This is a genomic window from Streptomyces sp. NPDC002055 (genome assembly GCF_040296705.1).
Taxonomy (GTDB): Bacteria; Actinomycetota; Actinomycetes; order Streptomycetales; family Streptomycetaceae; genus Streptomyces.
In genome coordinates this window covers 162718-180668 of record NZ_JBEOXS010000001.1, presented here as the reverse complement: position 1 = coordinate 180668, position 17951 = coordinate 162718, and the positions used below count along the sequence as shown (strand labels likewise).

21 protein-coding genes are annotated in these 17951 nt (G+C 73.2%); 12 read left to right on the top strand and 9 right to left on the bottom strand.

Annotated elements, in window-relative coordinates; all coding sequences use genetic code 11:
- Nucleotides 1-91: 91 nt before the first annotated feature.
- On the bottom strand, nucleotides 92-712 hold the full coding sequence (locus tag ABT112_RS00810; protein WP_351504015.1) for a TetR/AcrR family transcriptional regulator: 621 nt from the start codon (nucleotides 710-712) through the stop codon (nucleotides 92-94).
- Nucleotides 713-854: 142 nt separating this feature from the next.
- On the opposite strand from ABT112_RS00810, the gene ABT112_RS00805 reads away from it, so the two are divergent.
- The 4 genes from ABT112_RS00805 (at nucleotide 855) to ABT112_RS00790 (ending at nucleotide 4971) form a co-directional block, all read left to right on the top strand.
- The gene (locus ABT112_RS00805; RefSeq protein ID WP_351504013.1) at nucleotides 855-1730 is read left to right on the top strand and encodes an ABC transporter permease; all 876 of its coding nucleotides are present in this window, start codon (nucleotides 855-857) and stop codon (nucleotides 1728-1730) included.
- Complete coding sequence (locus ABT112_RS00800; protein ID WP_351504011.1) at nucleotides 1723-2508, top strand: ABC transporter ATP-binding protein; 786 nt, start codon at nucleotides 1723-1725, stop codon at nucleotides 2506-2508. Before ABT112_RS00805 ends, ABT112_RS00800 begins: the two co-directional genes overlap by 8 nt.
- Before the next feature lie 230 nt (nucleotides 2509-2738).
- Nucleotides 2739-4199: a lipase maturation factor family protein gene (locus ABT112_RS00795; protein WP_351504009.1), complete on the top strand. Its 1461-nt coding sequence runs from the start codon at nucleotides 2739-2741 to the stop codon at nucleotides 4197-4199.
- A gap of 223 nt (nucleotides 4200-4422) precedes the next feature.
- Nucleotides 4423-4971, top strand: a complete 549-nt coding sequence (locus tag ABT112_RS00790) for a ferritin-like domain-containing protein (RefSeq protein ID WP_351504007.1) — start codon at nucleotides 4423-4425, stop codon at nucleotides 4969-4971.
- Nucleotides 4972-5119: 148 nt separating this feature from the next.
- On the opposite strand, the gene ABT112_RS00785 is transcribed toward ABT112_RS00790, so the two are convergent.
- Together ABT112_RS00785 and ABT112_RS00780 are read right to left on the bottom strand one after the other, a co-directional pair.
- On the bottom strand, nucleotides 5120-6337 hold the full coding sequence (locus ABT112_RS00785; protein ID WP_351504005.1) for a D-alanyl-D-alanine carboxypeptidase family protein: 1218 nt from the start codon (nucleotides 6335-6337) through the stop codon (nucleotides 5120-5122).
- 125 nt (nucleotides 6338-6462) lie between these two features.
- A complete protein-coding gene (locus ABT112_RS00780; RefSeq protein WP_351504003.1) occupies nucleotides 6463-7494 on the bottom strand; it encodes a rod shape-determining protein in 1032 nt (343 codons plus the stop codon).
- A gap of 470 nt (nucleotides 7495-7964) precedes the next feature.
- Here ABT112_RS00780 and ABT112_RS00775 point away from each other — a divergent pair, with 470 nt between their 5' ends.
- Nucleotides 7965-8381: a hypothetical protein gene (locus ABT112_RS00775; protein WP_351504001.1), complete on the top strand. Its 417-nt coding sequence runs from the start codon at nucleotides 7965-7967 to the stop codon at nucleotides 8379-8381.
- Nucleotides 8382-8668: 287 nt separating this feature from the next.
- Nucleotides 8669-9097: an OsmC family peroxiredoxin gene (locus ABT112_RS00770; RefSeq protein WP_351504000.1), complete on the top strand. Its 429-nt coding sequence runs from the start codon at nucleotides 8669-8671 to the stop codon at nucleotides 9095-9097.
- Between the two features lie 99 nt (nucleotides 9098-9196).
- On the opposite strand, the gene ABT112_RS00765 is transcribed toward ABT112_RS00770, so the two are convergent.
- On the bottom strand, nucleotides 9197-9949 hold the full coding sequence (locus ABT112_RS00765) for a M23 family metallopeptidase (protein WP_351503998.1): 753 nt from the start codon (nucleotides 9947-9949) through the stop codon (nucleotides 9197-9199).
- 154 nt (nucleotides 9950-10103) lie between these two features.
- A complete protein-coding gene (locus ABT112_RS00760; protein ID WP_351503996.1) occupies nucleotides 10104-10622 on the bottom strand; it encodes a hypothetical protein in 519 nt (172 codons plus the stop codon).
- Between the two features lie 281 nt (nucleotides 10623-10903).
- Between ABT112_RS00760 and ABT112_RS00755 the strand changes: the two genes are divergently transcribed.
- Entirely contained in the window at nucleotides 10904-11587 is a 684-nt protein-coding gene (locus ABT112_RS00755; protein ID WP_351503994.1) for a helix-turn-helix domain-containing protein, read from the top strand.
- Nucleotides 11588-11796: 209 nt separating this feature from the next.
- On the opposite strand, the gene ABT112_RS00750 is transcribed toward ABT112_RS00755, so the two are convergent.
- From ABT112_RS00750 to ABT112_RS00740, 3 genes are all read right to left on the bottom strand, one after another.
- Nucleotides 11797-12192 carry a VOC family protein gene (locus ABT112_RS00750; RefSeq protein ID WP_351503993.1) on the bottom strand — a complete coding sequence of 132 codons (396 nt, stop codon included), beginning with the start codon at nucleotides 12190-12192 and terminating at the stop codon, nucleotides 11797-11799.
- Nucleotides 12193-12450: 258 nt separating this feature from the next.
- On the bottom strand, nucleotides 12451-12903 hold the full coding sequence (locus tag ABT112_RS00745) for an SPW repeat protein (RefSeq protein ID WP_351503990.1): 453 nt from the start codon (nucleotides 12901-12903) through the stop codon (nucleotides 12451-12453).
- A 100-nt stretch (nucleotides 12904-13003) separates the two neighbouring features.
- Nucleotides 13004-13843 (bottom strand): NAD(P)H-binding protein, encoded by an 840-nt coding sequence (locus ABT112_RS00740; RefSeq protein ID WP_351503988.1) that lies wholly within the window; start codon nucleotides 13841-13843, stop codon nucleotides 13004-13006.
- Between the two features lie 174 nt (nucleotides 13844-14017).
- On the opposite strand from ABT112_RS00740, the gene ABT112_RS00735 reads away from it, so the two are divergent.
- The 4 genes from ABT112_RS00735 (at nucleotide 14018) to ABT112_RS00720 (ending at nucleotide 16986) form a co-directional block, all read left to right on the top strand.
- The gene (locus ABT112_RS00735; protein ID WP_351503985.1) at nucleotides 14018-14560 is read left to right on the top strand and encodes a MarR family winged helix-turn-helix transcriptional regulator; all 543 of its coding nucleotides are present in this window, start codon (nucleotides 14018-14020) and stop codon (nucleotides 14558-14560) included.
- A 70-nt stretch (nucleotides 14561-14630) separates the two neighbouring features.
- Nucleotides 14631-15251 carry a GNAT family N-acetyltransferase gene (locus ABT112_RS00730; RefSeq protein WP_351503983.1) on the top strand — a complete coding sequence of 207 codons (621 nt, stop codon included), beginning with the start codon at nucleotides 14631-14633 and terminating at the stop codon, nucleotides 15249-15251.
- 100 nt (nucleotides 15252-15351) lie between these two features.
- Nucleotides 15352-16467 (top strand): hypothetical protein, encoded by a 1116-nt coding sequence (locus ABT112_RS00725; RefSeq protein WP_351503981.1) that lies wholly within the window; start codon nucleotides 15352-15354, stop codon nucleotides 16465-16467.
- A gap of 306 nt (nucleotides 16468-16773) precedes the next feature.
- Nucleotides 16774-16986 carry a hypothetical protein gene (locus ABT112_RS00720; RefSeq protein WP_351503979.1) on the top strand — a complete coding sequence of 71 codons (213 nt, stop codon included), beginning with the start codon at nucleotides 16774-16776 and terminating at the stop codon, nucleotides 16984-16986.
- Between the two features lie 49 nt (nucleotides 16987-17035).
- Here ABT112_RS00720 and ABT112_RS00715 read toward each other — a convergent pair whose 3' ends face one another.
- Complete coding sequence (locus ABT112_RS00715) at nucleotides 17036-17452, bottom strand: ankyrin repeat domain-containing protein (protein WP_351503976.1); 417 nt, start codon at nucleotides 17450-17452, stop codon at nucleotides 17036-17038.
- A 258-nt stretch (nucleotides 17453-17710) separates the two neighbouring features.
- Here ABT112_RS00715 and ABT112_RS00710 point away from each other — a divergent pair, with 258 nt between their 5' ends.
- Entirely contained in the window at nucleotides 17711-17905 is a 195-nt protein-coding gene (locus tag ABT112_RS00710; RefSeq protein ID WP_351503974.1) for a hypothetical protein, read from the top strand.
- Nucleotides 17906-17951 lie beyond the last annotated feature (46 nt).

The window sequence follows — 17951 nt, the reverse complement described above, 5'->3', positions numbered from 1 at the left end:
CCCGACAACCGGAATCCCGGCCGGGGTGCGGCGCGGCCACCGGAGCGGGTGGGGCCCCATAGTGCCGGTGGGGCCCACGGTGCCGGTGGGGTCAGGGAGGGCCGCCGGCCTGCAGGGCGGCCGCCGACGTCCGGGCGAGGTGGTCGAGGTAGCCGTCCGGCAGCGGGCTGCGGACCACGGCGAGACGCCAGTAGAGCGGGCCGATGACGACGTCCAGCGCCAGGCGGGCGTCGGTGCCGGCGGGCAGTTCACCGCGGGCGACGGCGTTGCGGACGATCTCCGCACCCACCTTCTCCTGGGCCTTGCCGAGGGCGGACTGGAGGGTCTGTGCGATCTCGGTGTTGCGCGCCGCCTCGGCCAGCAGATCGGGCACGATCTGCGAGGCGAGCGGATGCTGCAGGGCCTGCGCCGTCGATCCGAGCAGGATCCGCAGGTCGCCCGGGAGGCTGCCGGTGTCGGGGACGGGGGTGTCCTGGACGGCGACGTCGGACACCACACCGATGACCATCTGCAGCTTGGAGGACCAGCGGCGGTAGACCGCGGTCTTGCCGACTCCGGCGCGGCGGGCGACGGCCTCGATGGACATCCGCCCGTAGCCGACGGAGGCGAGCTCCTGGAAGACCGCCGCACGGATCGCCGCTGTCACGTCTTCCTGCAGGACGGCTGCTCCGGCGGGGACGCGGCGGGGAATCGGCTTGTCCGCTGGTGGCATGGACTCACCCTACCCGGCGTTACGACGAAACGGTTGCGTTGCGACGCACACTCGCCTACGTTGGCGACACGACGAAACGGTTTCGTCCCGTCGTGCATGAACCTCCATGGCCCCTCCATGACCGTCCTTCGCAGGAGCTCCGATGAACGAATCCCCGGCCGCGCTCGCCGCGCGGCACGGCCTGGCGGTGAGCGGCGCCAGGCCGGGCCTGCCGGAGTACGTCCGCCAGTTGTGGGACCGGCGGCACTTCGTGGTCACGCTCTCCCGGGCGCGGCTGCACGCCCAGTACAGCCAGGCGCGGCTGGGGCAGTGGTGGCAGCTGGCGACGCCGCTGCTGAACGCGGCGGTCTTCTACCTGATCTTCGGGCGGCTGATCGGCACCCGGGACGGTGTGCCCGACTTCGTGCCGTTCCTGGTGACCGGGGTCTTCGTCTTCGCGTTCACCCAGAACTCGGTGCTGTCCGGCACCCGGGCGATCTCGGGACAGCAGCGACTGGTCCAGACCCTGCACTTCCCGCGGGCCTCGCTGCCCCTGTCGGTCTGTCTTCTGCAGTTGCAGCAACTGCTGTACTCGCTGGCGGTGCTGGTCGCCATCGTGCTGGCCTGGGGCGAGCGGCCGCAGGCCGCCTGGCTGCTGGCGGTGCCGGCGCTGGCCCTGCAGTTCGTGTTCAACGCCGGGCTCACCCTGGTGACGGCCCGGCTGGGCAGCAGGGTCCCGGACATCGCCCAGCTGATGCCGTTCGCCGTGCGGACCTGGATGTACGCCTCGGGGGTCATGTACAGCACCGATCACCTCACGGCGGGCAGGCACCTGCCCCGCTTCGTAGAGTGGTTGCTGAACCTGAATCCGGCAGCGGTCCACATCGACCTGATGCGGTACGCGCTGATCGACAGCTTCCGGGACGCGCGAGCGCTGCCGCCGCACGCCTGGGCCATCGCGCTGGGCTGGGCGCTGCTCGTCGGAACCGGCGGCTTCCTGTACTTCTGGCAGGCGGAGGAGCGGTACGGCCGTGGCTGAGCAGAGCGATACCCCCGAGGCACGGGTCCCCACGGTCGTCGCGGACGACCTGCACATCGTCTACCGGGTGCACGGCGGCGGCCGGGGCCGGGGCGGAGCGACCGCCGCGCTGAGCCGGATCCTGGGCCGCAAGGGCACCCCCGGGATGAGTGAGGTGCACGCGGTGCGCGGGGTGACGTTCACCGCGTACCGGGGTGAGGCGATCGGGCTGATCGGGTCGAACGGCTCCGGGAAGTCGACCCTGCTGCGGGCCGTCGCGGGCCTGCTGCCGCCGGAGAGCGGCAAGGTCTACACCGACGGCCAGCCCTCGCTGCTGGGCGTGAACGCGGCGCTGATGAACGATCTGACCGGTGAGCGGAACGTCGTCCTCGGCGGCCTGGCGATGGGCATGACGGTCGAGGAGATCCGCGAGCGGTACCAGGGCATCGTCGACTTCTCGGGGATCAACGAGAAGGGCGACTTCATCTCGCTGCCGATGCGCACGTACTCCTCCGGCATGGCGGCCCGGCTGCGGTTCTCGATCGCGGCGGCCAAGGACCACGACGTGCTGATGATCGACGAGGCGCTGGCCACCGGCGACCGGAAGTTCCAGAAGCGCTCCGAGGCCCGCATCCGGGAGCTGCGCAAGGAGGCCGGCACGGTCTTCCTGGTCAGCCACAACAACAAGTCGATCCGGGACACCTGCGACCGCGTGCTATGGCTGGAGAAGGGGGAACTGGTCATGGACGGCCCCACCGAGGACGTCCTCAAGGAGTACGAGAAACCGGGGTCGTCGTAACGGGCGCACGGGGGCCGCGCGGGCTCACGGACGGGTGTCCGTCCCGGGGGCTCCGTGCCAGGTCCGGGACCGTTGCAGGCGCGGGACCGGGTCCGTGGCAGGTCCGGGACCGGGGCCGTGACAGGCCCGGGACCGGGGCCGTGACAGGCCCGGGACCGGGGCCGTGACAGGCCCGGGACCGGGGCCGTGACAGGCCCGGGACCGGAACGAGAGCCCGAAGGGCAGGCGGCATGGAGTGGTCCACGGATTCCGGTTACTGGCTCGGCCGGCTGGTCTTCCAGCGCGGGCTCGCCGCCCTCTATCTGGTGGCGTTCCTGGCGGCGGCCCGCCAGTTCCGCGCTCTGATCGGCGAGCGCGGGATGCTGCCGGTGCCGTACTTCGTGGCGCGGGTGCCCTTCCGGCGCTCCCCCAGCCTCTTCCACTTCCGGTACTCCGACCGTCTCTTCGCCGCGGTCTCCTGGACGGGGGCTGCGCTCGCCGCGGCCGTGGCGGCCGGTGCCGCCGACGCGGTCCCGCTCTGGGCGTCGATGGTGCTGTGGGCCGTGCTGTGGGTGCTGTATCTGTCCATCGTCAATGTGGGCCAGATCTGGTACGGCTTCGGCTGGGAATCCCTGCTGCTGGAGGCGGGCTTCCTCGCCGTGTTCCTGGGGAACGCGGACACCGCGCCGCCGGTGCTCGTGCTGTGGCTGCTGCGGTGGCTGCTCTTCCGGGTGGAGTTCGGCGCCGGACTCATCAAGCTGCGCGGCGACCGCTGCTGGCGCGATCTGACCTGCCTCCACTACCACCACGAGACACAGCCGATGCCGGGGCCGCTCAGCTGGTACTTCCACCATCTGCCGAAACCGCTGCACCGCGTCGAGGTCGCGGCCAACCATGTGGCCCAGCTGGTGCTGCCGGTGGCCCTGTTCACCCCGCAGCCGGTGGCGGGCATCGCGGCGGCAGGGATCGTCCTCACCCAGCTCTGGCTGGTGCTGTCCGGCAACTTCGCCTGGCTGAACTGGGTGACGATCCTGCTCGCGCTGCCCGCGATCGGCGGCGTCGCGGTCACCGACGCGCTGTCGCTGCCCCGGCCTCCGGCGCTGCCCCCGGCACCGGCGTGGTTCGACGGCATGGTGATCGCCGCCACCGTCCTGGTCGTGGTGCTCAGTTACTGGCCCGCGCGGAACCTGCTCTCCCGCCGGCAGGAGATGAACCGCTCGTTCAACCCCCTGCACCTGGTCAACACCTACGGCGCGTTCGGCACCATCAGCCGGACCCGGCGGGAAGTGGTCGTCGAGGGCACGGACGAGCCCGAGGTCACCCGGGACACCGTGTGGCGGGAGTACGAGTTCCGGGGCAAGCCCGGTGACCCGGCCCGGCTGCCGCCCCAGTTCGCGCCCTATCACCTGCGGCTGGACTGGCTGATGTGGTTCGCGGCGCTGTCCTCCGCCTACTCCCGCTCCTGGTTCCTGCCGTTCGTCGAACGTCTCCTGGTGAACGACCCGGCCACCCTGCGGCTGCTGCGCCGCAACCCGTTCCCGGACACCCCGCCCACCCATGTGCGCGCCCGGCTCTACGCGTACCGGTTCACCACCCGCCGGGAGCGCCGCGAGACCCGGGCGTGGTGGACCCGCACCCTGATCGGTGAGCACCTCCCGCCGGTCGCGCTGGACGAGCCGGACGGTGCCGCGCGCCCGGCCGGACCGCCGTGACCAACGGCCGGCTTCCCCGACCGGCCGTCAGGGCCGAGGGGGCCGTGCGCCCGCCGCCGGGCCCGGGGGCCGTCGCCGTACCCGCCCGGCACCCGATACGGCCGCCCGGCTGAACCCCGGGGACAGGCGCGTGCGGGCCGGACCCACCGGGTACCGCCAGCAAGCACGGCGATCCCCCCGGTGGCGTTTCCTCCCCTGTACGGAGAAGGGCGGCTGTACCGACATGGCTGAGTTTCTGACCGACATCCGGACCATCCGGGAACGGGCGCGCAGGGAGATCGACAAGGGACCGGTGACCGACGCCTACGGCGCCGACCTGAGCCGGGTCGTCCTGGTCCTCAACGAGGCTCTGGCCACCGAGATCGTCTGCACACTGCGCTACAAGCGGCACTACTACACGGCGACCGGGCTGTACTCCGAGCCCGTCGCGGCGGAGTTCCTCCAGCACGCCCAGGAGGAGGAACAGCACGCCGACAAGCTCGCGCAGCGCATCGTCCAGCTCGGCGGGGAGCCGGACTTCAACCCGGACACCCTCACCCGGCGGGCGCACGCCGAGTACGACGCCAGCGCCGATCTGATCGAGATGATCAAGGAGAACCTGGTGGCCGAGCGCGTCGCCATCGCCGCCTACACCGAGATCGCCCAGTGGATCGGCGCCGGTGACCCGACCACCCGCCGGATCTTCGAGGAGCTGCTGGCCCAGGAGGAGGAGCACGCGGACGACATGCGGGGCCTGCTGGAGCGGATCCCGCGGGACCAGCAGGGCGTCTGAAACGCCGACCGGGGAACGGCCGGGGCGGCGGGACCGCGGTCCCGGTGCCCCGGAACGGCCATCGCCGTCGGATTCCCGGGCACCGGCCCGCCGCACAGGGCCCTGCCGGGGCGGCGCACACCCGGCCGGGGCGGCGCCGTAACGCCCGTCAGTACTCCCGGCTCCCGAGGGAGCGGCGGCGGGCGTAGAGGGTCCAGGCCGTGCTGCCGACGACCAGGGTGCCGGCCACGGAGACGTACCAGGCCGTCGGGGGGCGGTCGCGGGGCACGGTGGCCGCCGACGCCTGGCCGACCGCGGTCGCGGGGTCGTCGTGGACCGGACCGTGCACGGCGCGGGCCGCGGCAGCGGCCCGGTCGCGGTGCAGGGTGCCGACGGCGGAGACCTTGCCCGAGGCCTTGAATCCCCAGTCGAGCAGGGACTTCGCCTCGTGGTAGACGGCGTTGTAGCTGCCCGACTGCGGGTTCATGACCGTCGCCAGCAGGGTCCGCCCGCCGCGGCGCGCGGCGACCACCAGGGTGTTCCCGGCGTGGCTGGTGTAGCCGTTCTTGACGCCGATCAGGCCGCGGTAGCGGGCGAGTCCGGACGCGCCGACGAGCAGCCGGTTGGTGTTCTGGATGGCGAAGGTTCCGTTCGCCCTGCCGTCCGCCTTCCTCCCGGTGGGGAAGCGGGCGTAGCGAGTCGAGGCGTAGCGGACGAAGTCCGGCCGGGCCAGACCGGCGCGGGCGATCAGGGTCAGGTCGTAGGCCGAGGAGACCTGGCCCGGGGCGTCGTAGCCGTCGGCCGAGACCACCCGGGTGTCGTACGCCCCGAGCGAGCGTGCCCTGGCCCGCATCTGCGCGATCGTGGTCCGCATCGATCCGTTCATGGCGGCCAGGGCGTGCACGGCGTCGTTGCCGGAGCTGAGGAACACGCCCCGCCAGAGGTCCGCGACGGTGTAGGAGTGGCCCGCCTGCACGCCGACGCGGCTGCTGCCCGCGCCGACTTCCGCGAGGTCGGCCTCGCTCACCTTGCGGAGCACCTGCTGCGGAAGCCGGGGCAGCACGGTGACCGCGAAGAGGGTCTTCAGGGTGCTCGCCGGGGGCAGTCGCCGGTGCGCGTCCTTCGAGGCCAGCACCTGGCCGGTGCCCGCGTCGGCCACCACCCACGACAGGCCCGAGAGGTTCGGGGGGAGGTGCGGCGCCCGGGCCGTGGGCCGTACCTGCACCCCGGGCCGGCTCAGCCGTGGCCCGCCCACCGCGGCGGGCCCGCCGTGGCGTTGGCCCTCGTCGTCCGCGTGCGCCGGCGCCGCCGGGCAGGCGAGGGCCAGGCTCGCGGCGACGACCGCCATCGCGGCGATCCGCGTCTTCAGTCCCGACTTCGTTCCCATGACTGCACCGTAAAAACGCTGTGGCCGGCCTGCCGCGCGTTCCTGCTCCATCCGGGGGCGACGAACCGACGCGCCGTCAGAAGCAGGGGAACGCGGACAGGATGACAGGGTGGCGATGGACCGGATCACATCGGCGCGAGCAGCTGCTGCTCGCCGGAGGGCATGGAGTCGGCGAGGCACCGTACGGCGCCTTGGAGCACCGAGGCCTGCGGCGTGTCGACCAGGTGGACCGACATGCCCACCAGCCGGCTCAGCTGCTCGGGCAGACCGCCCAGCAGCGCCCCTCCCCCGGTGAGCACCAGCCCCCGTTCGATGATGTCGTCGGCGACGCTCGCGGGGCAGTGCCCGACGACGGAGGCGACGGCCTCGCCGATCCGTTTGATCTCCGGCACGGAAACCAGCAGCAGCTCGCCCACGGACAGCGTCGCGGACTTGGGCAGGTCGGTGACCCTGTCCCGGCCGCGCACCTCCAGGGAGGTGTTCTGCCGGGCGGCGGCGGCCAGGCTGAGGCCGATCTTGACCTCCTCGGCGGCCTCGGCGCTCAGCGTCAGGGCGTGCTCCCGCTGCAGATAGCCGATCAGGGCGGCCCCGAAGGAGTCACCGGCGGTGTGGATCGACTCCGCCGCCACCATGGTGCCGAAGGCGAAGGCCGCCACCTCGGTCGTCCCCGCGCCCACGTCGACGATCATGGTGCCGGTCGCGTCCCAGACCGGTACGCCGGCTCCGATCGCCGCCAGGGTGGACTTGGGGATGAGCCGGACCGAGCGCGCCCCGGCGATCTCGAAGGCCTCCTGAACGGCACGTTTCTGCACCTCGGTGGCCTGGGCCGGTACGCCCGCCACCACCCGGGGCGGCAGCCAGGAGCGCAGCCGGCCGCGGCGCTGCTGCCCGATGGCGTGCCACAGCAGCCGGGTGGTCGCGTCGAAGTCGGTGATCACGCCCCGGCGGATGGGCGCGACCGTCTCGATGGCCGGTGGCGTGCGGCCCGCCATGCCCTTGGCGGCGTCGCCGACCGCCACGATCTTCCCGGTGCGGGTGTCGACCGCGAGGACCGAAGCGCCGCGGAACGAGGTGCCCCGCGGCCCGTGCACCCGGGTGCAGGACGTTCCTAGGTCGACGGCCAGCTGGGTGGCCCCGAGAGCCTGGGACAGAGCCATGGAGAGTCCTTTCGCCCTGGTGTCCGGTTCGGTGTCCACACTCGGCCCCGGACCGCCGGGATCAGTCGCACCACCCGCCGCACTCCCTCGAAAGGGTGCGACGAACGGGTAGTCATATCCGCCGTCCAGCGGTGACGGACGTATCGCGGCGAGGTGCCTGCGGAGCGCCCCCGGAGGGCGGCGCAAGGGGTGGCTCAGGCGCGGCGGCCGGTGCCCGCACCGGCCCGGTTCCCGCGGCGCTCCGGGGCCGGCCGCGGGCCTGGCAGTGCGGCAACCGGCCCTGCCGCCGGACGCGGCGTTTCGGCGGCGCGTGCCCTGACCCGCCGCGCCCGGGCACCGACCGGCGCCGCGGGCGGGCCCGGCGCGGGGCGGCCGCCGACGGAGAACCGGCCGACGGCGTGGGAGAGGCACCCTCCGCCAACGGCGGGACTGCGGTTGCCCCCCGGTGGCGGGCACTGAAACATCCTCATATGAACGCGATGCGTGCACTGATGTCCCTCGCGGCCGCGGGCGGCGTCCTCGGGGCGGCGCTCGGCGCCGCCCAGGTCACGGCCCCCGCCGACGCCGGGACACCCGTGCACGGTCCCGCGCCCGCCCCCGCGCCGCCGGCCGCCCCGCCCGTGGCCTCGTTCGACTACGGCGCCGGGGCGCTCACCGAGTCCCTGGCCGCGCCCCGGGCCGGGATCTGCTACTCGCTCGGCGGCACCCGGTCCGCGACCGCCTTCCGCAACGGCAGCGAGCTGCGGGCCGAGCTCTTCCCCGAGCCCGGCTGCGCCGGACGGCCGAGCCCGGTGCTGTCTCCCGGGCGGTCGGCCACCGGTGTCGCGCCGCGGTCGAGTGTGGTCTTCGTCGTGGGCGGGCGGGACCGGCCGGCCACGGGAGGCTGACGGCCGGTCCGACCGTTCGTCAGCCCGGCCCGGCGCCCGGCGCGCCGGCCGCTCCCCGGCGCGCCCGCCCGTCCGGTGCACCGGATGGGCCGCGCGTGCCACCGGCGCCGTGCCGGGCGACCGGACTCCGGTGCACCGGCACGCCGGTCCGTGTGCTCACTGCGGCCGGGCCCGGCCGCCCGGGGGCGTACGGCGCGTCGGCGCCCCACCGGGCCGGTCCCGGGCGGACGATCGGGCTGACGGTCATCCGCACACCCAGGGTCATCCGCACACAGGAGGATTTCATCGTGGCCACGACGCGCACCGCCCACACCGAGTGGGAAGGCGAACTGATCAAGGGGACCGGCGAGGTCACCCTCGACTCCTCGGGGGTCGGGCACTTCCCCGTGACCTGGGCCTCCCGTGCCGAGGAGCCGGCCGGGAGGACGAGTCCGGAGGAGCTGATCGCGGCCGCTCACTCCAGTTGCTTCTCGATGGCTCTGGCCAACGGACTCACCAAGGCCGGTACGCCGCCGACGACACTGCGCACGCAGGCCGAGGTCACCTTCCAGCCGGGCACCGGGATCACCGGGGTGCACCTCACGACGACCGGCCGGGTGCCGGGGGCGGACGAGGCCGCGTTCCAGGCGGCGGCCGAGGACGCCAAGGCGAACTGCCCGGTGAGTCAGGCCCTCACGGGGACCTCCATCACCCTCACCGCGAACCTGTCCGCCTGAGCGCGGCGGTGCCGCCACCCCGTGACCGGGGGCGGCGGCACCGTCACGGCCTCGCACGGAGGCCGGCGGGATTCGGCGGAATCCGCGTGAATCCCGTGGTCAGAGCAGTATCCCCTTCGCCTCCAGATAGGCCGCGGGGTCGAGGTCGGAGCCGTAGGCGGTGGAGGTCCGCACCTCGAAGTGCAGGTGCGGACCGGTGGAGTTGCCGGTGTTGCCGGACTGCCCGAGCAGGGTTCCGGCCTCCACCCGCTGCCCCTCGTGGACCGCGACCTCGGAGAGGTGGGCGTAGAGCACATAGTGCCCGTCGTCCAGCTTCACCATCACCATCAGGCCGTAGTCGCCGGCCCAGTCGGCCTGGGTGACGACGCCGGTCCCGACGGAGTGCACCGAGGTGCCCACCGGGACGGCGAGGTCGACACCCGTGTGATGGCCGGCGATCCACTCACCGGGGATGCCGTACTCGGCCGACACGGCGCCGACGGCGACCGGCCTGACCCAGCCCCGCAGGTCGTCCTCCCCGGTGTCCACCTGCCACTGCGACTCCTGTGCCGCCTCCTCCGACGCCTCCGACGCCTCCGCCAACTCCTCGACGACCTGCTCGGACTGCTCGGACTGCGCCTCCTGGGGATCGTCGTCGCCCGGCTCGGCGTCGTCACGGCCGGTGCCGGCGGCGTACGCCACGCGGTCGGCCCCCGGCCGGTGGGCCGATGCCGGGTGTTCCGTCGCCGCCCAGGCCGTGCCCGACGTCGGGACGATGCAGAGCGCGCCGAGCAGGGAACCGCATATCAGGTGCCGGACCAGGGGAGATGGCGGCGGGGGATGCGGGGCCCGGTGCTGGTCTTCCGTGCTCACGGGGGTGTCCTCTCTGTCTTACGTACCAGGGGTGCTGTCTCGGTTTCGGGATCCGTCGGCGGCTGGACACGCCGCGGGCCCCGTATCCCGGCCGACCGCCGTGCGGCCATGCCGGGATACGGGGCCCGCGGTGGTGGTCATGCCCGACGGGAGGTCAGGCGCCGTTCCGGTTCCGCTTGCGGGTGATGAGGACCGTGGCCGCACCACCGGCCACCAGCAACGCCGCACCCCCGGCGATCCCCATTCCGTTCACTCCGGCGATGCTGCCGCCCTCACCGGCGTCGGAGCCGCCCGTCGCGCCCCGGCGCACCGTGAAACTCGCCTCCGCCGACGACCCGCCGCGCTCACAGCGCGTCCGTACGTGGTAGGTCTCCCCCACCCGGGCCCGGGGCGAGACGCGAGCCGTCCCGACGAAGTTGCTCCCGCCCTTGTCGCGCAGGGTCACCGACCGCACGAACCCCTCGGACGACGCGACCACCGAACGCTCCCGGCAGCCGCCCCGCTGCACCAGCGTCACCTCACCCCCGGGCGCGGGGAACCTCGGGGAGACCGACAGCGTCCCGCGCCCCTCCCCACGGCCTCCGTCCTCGGCAGCGGCGCCCACCGCCGAGCCGCCCACCGCCACAACACCCAACAGCGCGACCCCCACACACCGACGCACAACCGCACCCATCACCCAACACCTCCGGAACGCCCGCATGCGGAACCTCGCCGTCCGCACAGGACCATCACGCACCCCATGCCACCCCCACGGACCGTCAAGCGCACACGCCGGGCCGCCGTCCCCCTCCCACCAACGGCCCACCGAGCGGCCGTTCCCCACGTCAAAACCCCAGGCCACACAGGCCCGCACCGCTCCGCGCACAACCACCCGACCCCCACGCCCCAATGAGTGACCACCCCCTCCGGACCGGTGACGCACCGGCGGGGTCCGCGGGGTGTGATGCTGGAGGGGTGTACGAGGAACGGTTCTCCCGGACGGCCGGCGCGACGCTGTGGACCCGGACGGCGGACGGCACGCCGCAGCGGGTCCTGCCCGACGGCTGCACCGACCTCATCGTGATCGGCGGAGAACTGGTGGTGGCGGGCCCGGACACCCGGGCCCATCTGGCCACGGGCCTGCCCGGCACCCGGTACCTCGGCCTCCGGTTCCCTCCCGGGCGGGGGCCCGCGCTGCTGGGGGTGCCGGCGGACGAGCTGCGGGACCGGCGGGTACCGCTGGGCGCTCTCTGGTCCGGCCGGGAGGCCCGGGTCCTGGCGGAGCAGGTCGTCGAGGCGGACGATCCGGCGGAGGTACTCGCGCGGATCGCGGCGGACCGGCAACGGACGAGTCCGCCGCCCGACCCCCTGGTCACCGCGCTCGTTCCGGCGCTGCGGGCGGGGGAGCCGGTCGCGGCGGTCGCCGCGGCGGCGGGACTCGGTGAGCGGCAGCTGCGACGCCGCTGCCTGACGGCCTTCGGATACGGCCCGAAGACCTTGGCCCGGGTGCTGCGGATGAACCGGGCACTGCGGCTGGCGCGCGACGGCGTTCCGTACGCCACCGTCGCGGCCGCCACGGGCTATGCGGACCAGGCGCACCTGGCGCGCGAGGTGAAGGCCCTGGCCGGGGTGCCGCTGAGCGAGCTGCCGGTCCGCTGAGCGAGTTGCCGGTCCGCTGAGCGAGCTGCGGGTCCGCTGAGCCGACGACAGGCCGGCGGGCAGGCGGCCGTCCGTGGCGGACCGGCGCCATGAGCGGCGGCCGGTCCGCGGGCGGCGGGAGCAGTCGACGGACCGGGCAGCCGGACGGTGAGGCCGGCCGACGGGCTACGCGGCCGGGCGGCCGGGCAGTCGGGCCGCGGACGGTGGGTTCAGTCGGCCGGCAGCGGCGCGAAGAGATCCACGGCGTGGCCGTCCGGGTCGAGCACCACGGCGTAGCGCTGGCCCCAGAACGCGTCGAAGGGCTTCAAGTACCCCTCGTGGCCCGCCCCGACGAGCGCGGCGTACGACGCGTCGACGTCGCCGGGGCCGTCGCAGGCGAAGGCCAGGGAGACGCCGTGACCCCGCGGGGGCGTCCATGCGGGATCGAAGGAGCGGATGGTCTCGGTGGTGTCCCAGGCGATGCGCAGGCCGCCGGGCAGCGCGGCCTCGACGTGCGGCTGGGTGTCGGCCTCGGCCGGGATGTCCAGGCCGAGGCGGCGGTAGAAGGCGAGCGACGCCGCCATGTCGGTGACGACGAGGCCGATGAGGTCGAATCGTGGAGTCATACCGGCACCGTAAGCAGAGGGCGGTGAAACCGTCTTGAACGAATCGGACGTCCGGCCGCGCAGATGACCCCGCCCCGGTCGACGCGTCACGCAACTTCCGGGCCGTGGCGCCGTTCCGCGGAGCGACCGAGGCGGGGCCGGTAACGGGGTCGTGGCCGGGGTCAGGGGCCGGACACCGGTGAGCGGCAGTCGCCGGCGACTGCCGCTCCGGATGGCGAGGAGGACACCGGTGGGGTGGCCGATGCCCTCGCCGCCGGGTCAGGCCGTGCGGCTCTGGGACCTCATGGTCCGCATCACCGCTCCGGCGGCGAGCAGACCGAGCAGGCACACCACCGCGCCGACGATCACGTTGTTCCAGATCATCCCGGTGTCCGGGAAGCGAGTGACCACCCAGGGAGAGATGATCAGCCAGACGCCCATCGCCGCCATGGCCCAGCTCATCCCACCGATCCTCTCCGGTGCGACGGCCAGCCCGATTCCCAGCAGTGCGACAGCGATGCCCAGAACGAGGTTGTTGAGGGTCAGCTCGGGCTCGGCGCCCGTGAAGTGCACGACCCAGGGAGAGATGGCGCAGTAGACGCCCGCGAGGAACGCCAGTCCGTCGAGGGCTCCGGCGTCCGGTCCCTGGAGCATGCGCGCATACCGGTCCCGCATTTCATGTACATCAGGGTGACCCGACAGGTCACCGGGACGGTGCGAGAGGTCGGCCATGCGACTCGCCTCCTTCGATCCTCCATCTGTGAACTCGCCAGCCGACATCAGGCGAGCAGTACCATTGTGCGCTTTCAAGTGCTTTGTGCATAGATGCCTGTCACAAGATGAAATGGCCCGCATGATCCTCGATCCAGGCGGCGAAAGAGCGGGCCGGCCGGCCGGTCAGTTGCTCCACCGTGCGGGTGATCTCGGCAGGGGTGTCCTGAGCCGACTCCCACATGTCGAGCAGGACGTCGACGACAGCCTCCGGCATGTGGGCGGCCATGCTCTTCCTCGCCGTCTCGCGACTCACGGCGTTGACGGCGACGGGCCGGCCGGTCACCTGCGCGATGCGGTCGAGCTGCTGCTGGAAGGTGAGGGACTCCGGCCCGGTCAGGGTGTGGGCCGCGCAGCCGGGCCGGGCGGCGTCGAAGGCCGCAAGGGCGACCTCGGCGATGTCGGCCTCGTGGATCGGGTCGGTGTGGGCGCGCGGGTACGGAAGGTCGACGGCGCCGGCGGCCCTGAGGGCCGGGGCCCACTGGAGCGCGTTGGCGGCGAACGCGCCCGGCCGCAGCAGGGTCGACGCGATCGACGAGGCGGCCAGCGCCTTTTCGGCGTCGAGGTGGAGCCGGGCTATGGCGTTGGCCCCGGGGTCCGGGGCCAACACCGCGGCGGAGGAGAGCAGAACGATGTGCCGCACCCCGGCCCGGTCCGCCTCGACGAGGAACTCCTCGGCGTACGAGGCGTCGGCGTAGAGGAACACCGCGGTCACCCCTTCCAGCGCCGCGGTGAAGGTGGCCGGGTCACCGAGGTCGCATCGCACCGCCGGTACACCGACAGGCAGGTCGAGTCCGTCCGGGTCAGCCGACCCGGCACGCACCGCGCTGCCGCGCGCGTGCAGGAGGCCGATGAGATGGCGGGCGACCTTGCCGCGGCCGCCGGTGACGAGAGTGGTCATGTCGTCGTCCTTCACTGCGCGGGCCCGGACGGTCCGGGCCGGTGGAGTCGTGCGGGAACGCCGCACGGCCGCGCACCCGTAGAATCCATTGCGCGACACAGATATTACACAGCATGAATATTGCGTCACGCAATCAATTGGGAGCGTGGAGGCGATCATGACGGCGGAGGCGACATGACGGCGGAACGGGCGGAACGGGCGGAGCTGCTGGAGCGGATCGGCGTCGAAAGCCGTCGGCACCACGCCGCGTGGACATTGCTCAACCAGGCCCTGGCCGACCGACTGCGGCTGCACCCCACCGACCTGCAGTGCCTGGGCCTGCTCGATCTCGAACCCGGGCCGTTGAGCACCGGCGGGATCGCCGAGCTGACGGGGCTGACACCGGGGTCGGCGACCAGGCTGGTGGACCGTCTGGAGAAGGCGGGGCTGGTCGAGCGCCGTCCGGACCCCCGGGACCGCAGGCGGGCACTGGTGGCGCTGGTGCCGGGTGCCCTGGGAAGGGTGAGCGCGGCGTGGGAGAGCCCCTCCCGGGCCTTCACCGAGAACCTCCGGCGGTACACCGACCGGGAACTGGCCCTCATCGGCGACTACCTGAGCACCGGCGCCGAGGTGGGACGCGTGCAGGCGGAACGGCTGCGGAAGGGGGCGGAGGAACCGGAGGACACGACGAACCCTGCGGGGCCGGAGAGCACGGAGGGAGCGGCCAACGGCCGCTGAGCTCCGCCCCGTACGGGCCTGCCGGGCGGCCGATGACGCGCTGTCGGGGCTGCCGGTAGCGTCACGAGCCATGACCGGTATCGACACCACCGCCTGCACCATCCGCACCGCCCGCCCGGAGGACGCGGCGGCCATCGAGGCCCTCGACGGCTCCTTCACCACCGGAACCGTCTTCGAAGTGACGGCCACCGACAACGGGTTCACCCTCCGCGAGGTCCCCGTCGACCCACCTCTGACGAAGGTCTTCCCGGAGAGCGAGGACCCCGAGGACGACAGGCCCGAGGACGAACGCCCTGGCGCCGAGGGCCCCGGCCGCGACGAGGCCGAGGACGCCGACCGCCGCACCTTCGTCGCCGTGGGCCCCGACGGCGGGCTCGTCGGCTTCGCCGCCGTCTCCCACTCCGCGTGGAACCGCCGCATGGCCGTCGAGGACATCGAGGTCGCCCCCGGCCACCGCGGCCGGGGCATCGGCCGGACCCTGATGGGACACGCCGTCGACTTCGCCCGCGAGCGGGGAGCCGGGCACCTCTGGCTGGAGGTCACCAACGTCAACGCTCCCGCCATTCACGCCTACCGCCGGATGGGCTTCACCCTCTGCGGCCTGGACACCACCCTCTACGACGGGACGGAGTCCGCGGGCGAGCAGGCGCTCTACCTGAGCCTGCCCTGCGACCGCGCCCCGGGCTTCTGACGGCGGCGCCCCCACCCCGGCACCGGGGAGCGCCGGCCGACCGCACGTCAGTGGTGGATCCTGCGGGGCCGGGTCACGGAACGCCGTACGCTGGGGGCCCGTGACCGGAATCGATCTTGTCAACGGGGTGGTGGGGGCCGTCTTCGGCATGGTATTCGCCGTACTCTTCCAACAGCCGCTCCAGAACGTCTGGTTCAGGATCCGCCGCCGGTCCGCGACCGCCGTGCGCAGCATGACGTACCGGGACGACGGCGTGCCCCACTCCATGTGGTCGACCTTCTCGATCGGCCCGCTCCACACCTCGGCCCTCGTCGTGGAGGGCGACGGCGAACAGGCCATCGCGCCGGAGTCGGTCCGCGTCCGCGTACTGGACGGGGAGGTGGCCCTCCCCGAGGAGATGGCGCCCTGGCGGGAGGAGATAGCGGCCGAGCAGGAGCAGGCGGAGGCCACCGGCACCCGGGTGCGCGTCTGGAACGGCCCCCGGTACGCCGTGGAGGGCCTGGAGATCTCCCGCACCGCGCTGGAGGAGCACCCGGACGTCCGGCTGCTGCTCCGCCCCACCGACTACTACACCTTCCTCGCGGCACAGCAGCTCGACCGCCGGCTGCCCGACGGCAGCACCCCGCGCGGACGCTACCTCGACCCCGACCGTCCGCTGGACGCGCCCGCGTTCCTGCAGTGCAGCTTCGGCGTGAACGTGGCCGTGGTCACCGCCGACCACCTGCTCGTCGTCAGCCGGCGGGCGGACCAGGTGCGCTCCGGCCCCGGCCTGTGGGGCTCCTCGGTGAACGAGGGGCTCTCCCGGCACATCGACTCGGCCGGCCGCCACGCACCCGATCTGCACGACGTCGCGCGGCGCGGCATGCGCGAGGAGCTCTCCCTGCAGCCGCACGAGTACTCGCTCACGCTGCTGGCCTTCGTGCTGGACGTGGAACGGCGGCAGTGGAGCGCCCACTTCACCGCGCATCTCACCGATCTGACCGGCGACGGCCTGCGGTCCCGTATCTCGCACGGCGTCGCCGACCGCTGGGAGCACCAGAGCTTCGACCATGTGCCGTTCCGCCCGGCCGACGTGGTCGCCCATCTGCTCCGCCCCGACCGCGTCCGCCGCTGGGCCCCGGTCACTCCGGCCCTGTTCCACCTGGCCCTGGTGCACACCCACGGTCGCGGCGCCGTGGAACGCGCCGAGGCGCAGGCCGTCCGCCGCCTGCGCTAGGACCTGTCGTCGAACCCCCGCCAGCTCCGCGACGCCATGCACGCACTGTCGTCGGCACGCGGGCCCGCTGCACTTCGGGGCTGCCGCCCTGGCGCGCAGCAGGTTCCCGGCCACCCGGATATCGCGCTCCCGTGGGCGGCAGCCTGACGGCCCGTTCGTGGCCCCGCCCTTCCGACGAGGCCGCTCCCGCACGTGTCGCACGGCGGTGGCCGGCCGCGTTCCCGACATCGGCGGCTCATCGCAGGGTCCGCCGACCGCCCGGGCCCGCGGCCGATGGATGCCGCCGGATGGGGGAAACTGAGCAGCATGTCTGCTCCGCGCCGCTCCTGCCCCGTCTGCTGCCGTGAGATCGCCGTGGTGGGGGGCCGGCTGGCCCGGCACGACCCGCCGGGCCGCCGCTCGGTGCTGGAGCTGATCTCCTGCCCGGGGTCGCGGCGTCTCACTTCCGTCGGCGACAGCCAGCCGCCGCTGATCGATCTGGACGCACCGCCGGTGCCGGGTCAGCTGCCGCTGTTCTGACGCCCGTTCGGGCGCCGGACCGGGACCGGGGAACCCCGGCCCGGGAGGCTCACCCGGCGCCGAAGAGCTTCAGCAGCTCGTCCTTGCCGAACATCCGCGCCGTGTCCACCGCGGACGGGGTGCCCGCCGCCGGGTCCGCGCCGCCCGCCAGCAGGGCCCGGACCACCGCGTCCTCGCCCTTGAACACCGCACCCGCGAGGGGTGTCTGGCCACGGTCGTTGGCCCGGTCCGGGTCGGCGCCGCGGCCGAGGAGGGCCTCCACGGCACCCGCATGGCCGTGGTACGCGGCGAGCATCACCAGCGAGTCGCCCTTGTCATTGGTGAGATCGGCCGGCACACCGGCGTCGACGTACGCGGCCAGCGAGGCCGTCTCGCCGCCGCGCGCGAAGTCGAAGACCCTGCTCGCCAGCTCGATGACCTCAGGATCGACCTGACCTGCGACATCTCCCGACTCCGGAGTGTCCATCCGCTGATCCGCCTTCCCGGTCCGCCGCCCGCAGGAGTGAACGGCCAGCCTACTGCGACCCGCCGGCGGTCCGGCGGACCGGCCGTCGCGGCACCGGCTCCCCGGACCGTCCGCCGCCCGGACGGCGCACTCCGCATCGGCCATGAGCGTCAAATTCATGACAAATCCTCCATGTGCCACTTTGCCGGGACAGATACATGCTGCGAACCTGAATCACCTCACGGTGACGGTGTCGTCCCCACCCCACAGGAGAACCCCATGATTCTGTCCGTCTCGGGCGTCGTACTGCTCGCCATCATCGTCTTCCTGCTCTTCCGCAAGGACGGGCTCAAGGCCTCCCACGCCGTGGTCTGCGCGCTGTTCGGCTTCTTCCTGGCGGGCACGGCGATCGCCCCGAGCATCAAGGCGGGCAGCGCGAGCCTGGCCGGCCTGCTGGGCGGCATCAAGTTCTGAGTTCCGGCCGCGACGGCCGTCCCGTCCACCGACGTTGCACACCCCC

Bases quoted from the DNA above. Each gene is read 5' to 3' on its own strand.
- ABT112_RS00810 (WP_351504015.1), bottom strand. From the start codon at position 712: ATGCCACCAGCGGACAAGCCGATTCCCCGCCGCGTCCCCGCCGGAGCA.
- ABT112_RS00805 (WP_351504013.1), top strand. From the start codon at position 855: ATGAACGAATCCCCGGCCGCGCTCGCCGCGCGGCACGGCCTGGCGGTG.
- ABT112_RS00795 (WP_351504009.1), top strand. From the start codon at position 2,739: ATGGAGTGGTCCACGGATTCCGGTTACTGGCTCGGCCGGCTGGTCTTC.
- ABT112_RS00790 (WP_351504007.1), top strand. From the start codon at position 4,423: ATGGCTGAGTTTCTGACCGACATCCGGACCATCCGGGAACGGGCGCGC.
- ABT112_RS00785 (WP_351504005.1), bottom strand. From the start codon at position 6,337: ATGGGAACGAAGTCGGGACTGAAGACGCGGATCGCCGCGATGGCGGTC.
- ABT112_RS00780 (WP_351504003.1), bottom strand. From the start codon at position 7,494: ATGGCTCTGTCCCAGGCTCTCGGGGCCACCCAGCTGGCCGTCGACCTA.
- ABT112_RS00775 (WP_351504001.1), top strand. From the start codon at position 7,965: ATGAACGCGATGCGTGCACTGATGTCCCTCGCGGCCGCGGGCGGCGTC.
- ABT112_RS00760 (WP_351503996.1), bottom strand. From the start codon at position 10,622: ATGGGTGCGGTTGTGCGTCGGTGTGTGGGGGTCGCGCTGTTGGGTGTT.
- ABT112_RS00750 (WP_351503993.1), bottom strand. From the start codon at position 12,192: ATGACTCCACGATTCGACCTCATCGGCCTCGTCGTCACCGACATGGCG.
- ABT112_RS00745 (WP_351503990.1), bottom strand. From the start codon at position 12,903: ATGGCCGACCTCTCGCACCGTCCCGGTGACCTGTCGGGTCACCCTGAT.
- ABT112_RS00740 (WP_351503988.1), bottom strand. From the start codon at position 13,843: ATGACCACTCTCGTCACCGGCGGCCGCGGCAAGGTCGCCCGCCATCTC.
- ABT112_RS00735 (WP_351503985.1), top strand. From the start codon at position 14,018: ATGACGGCGGAACGGGCGGAACGGGCGGAGCTGCTGGAGCGGATCGGC.
- ABT112_RS00730 (WP_351503983.1), top strand. From the start codon at position 14,631: ATGACCGGTATCGACACCACCGCCTGCACCATCCGCACCGCCCGCCCG.
- ABT112_RS00720 (WP_351503979.1), top strand. From the start codon at position 16,774: ATGTCTGCTCCGCGCCGCTCCTGCCCCGTCTGCTGCCGTGAGATCGCC.
- ABT112_RS00715 (WP_351503976.1), bottom strand. From the start codon at position 17,452: ATGGACACTCCGGAGTCGGGAGATGTCGCAGGTCAGGTCGATCCTGAG.
- ABT112_RS00710 (WP_351503974.1), top strand. From the start codon at position 17,711: ATGATTCTGTCCGTCTCGGGCGTCGTACTGCTCGCCATCATCGTCTTC.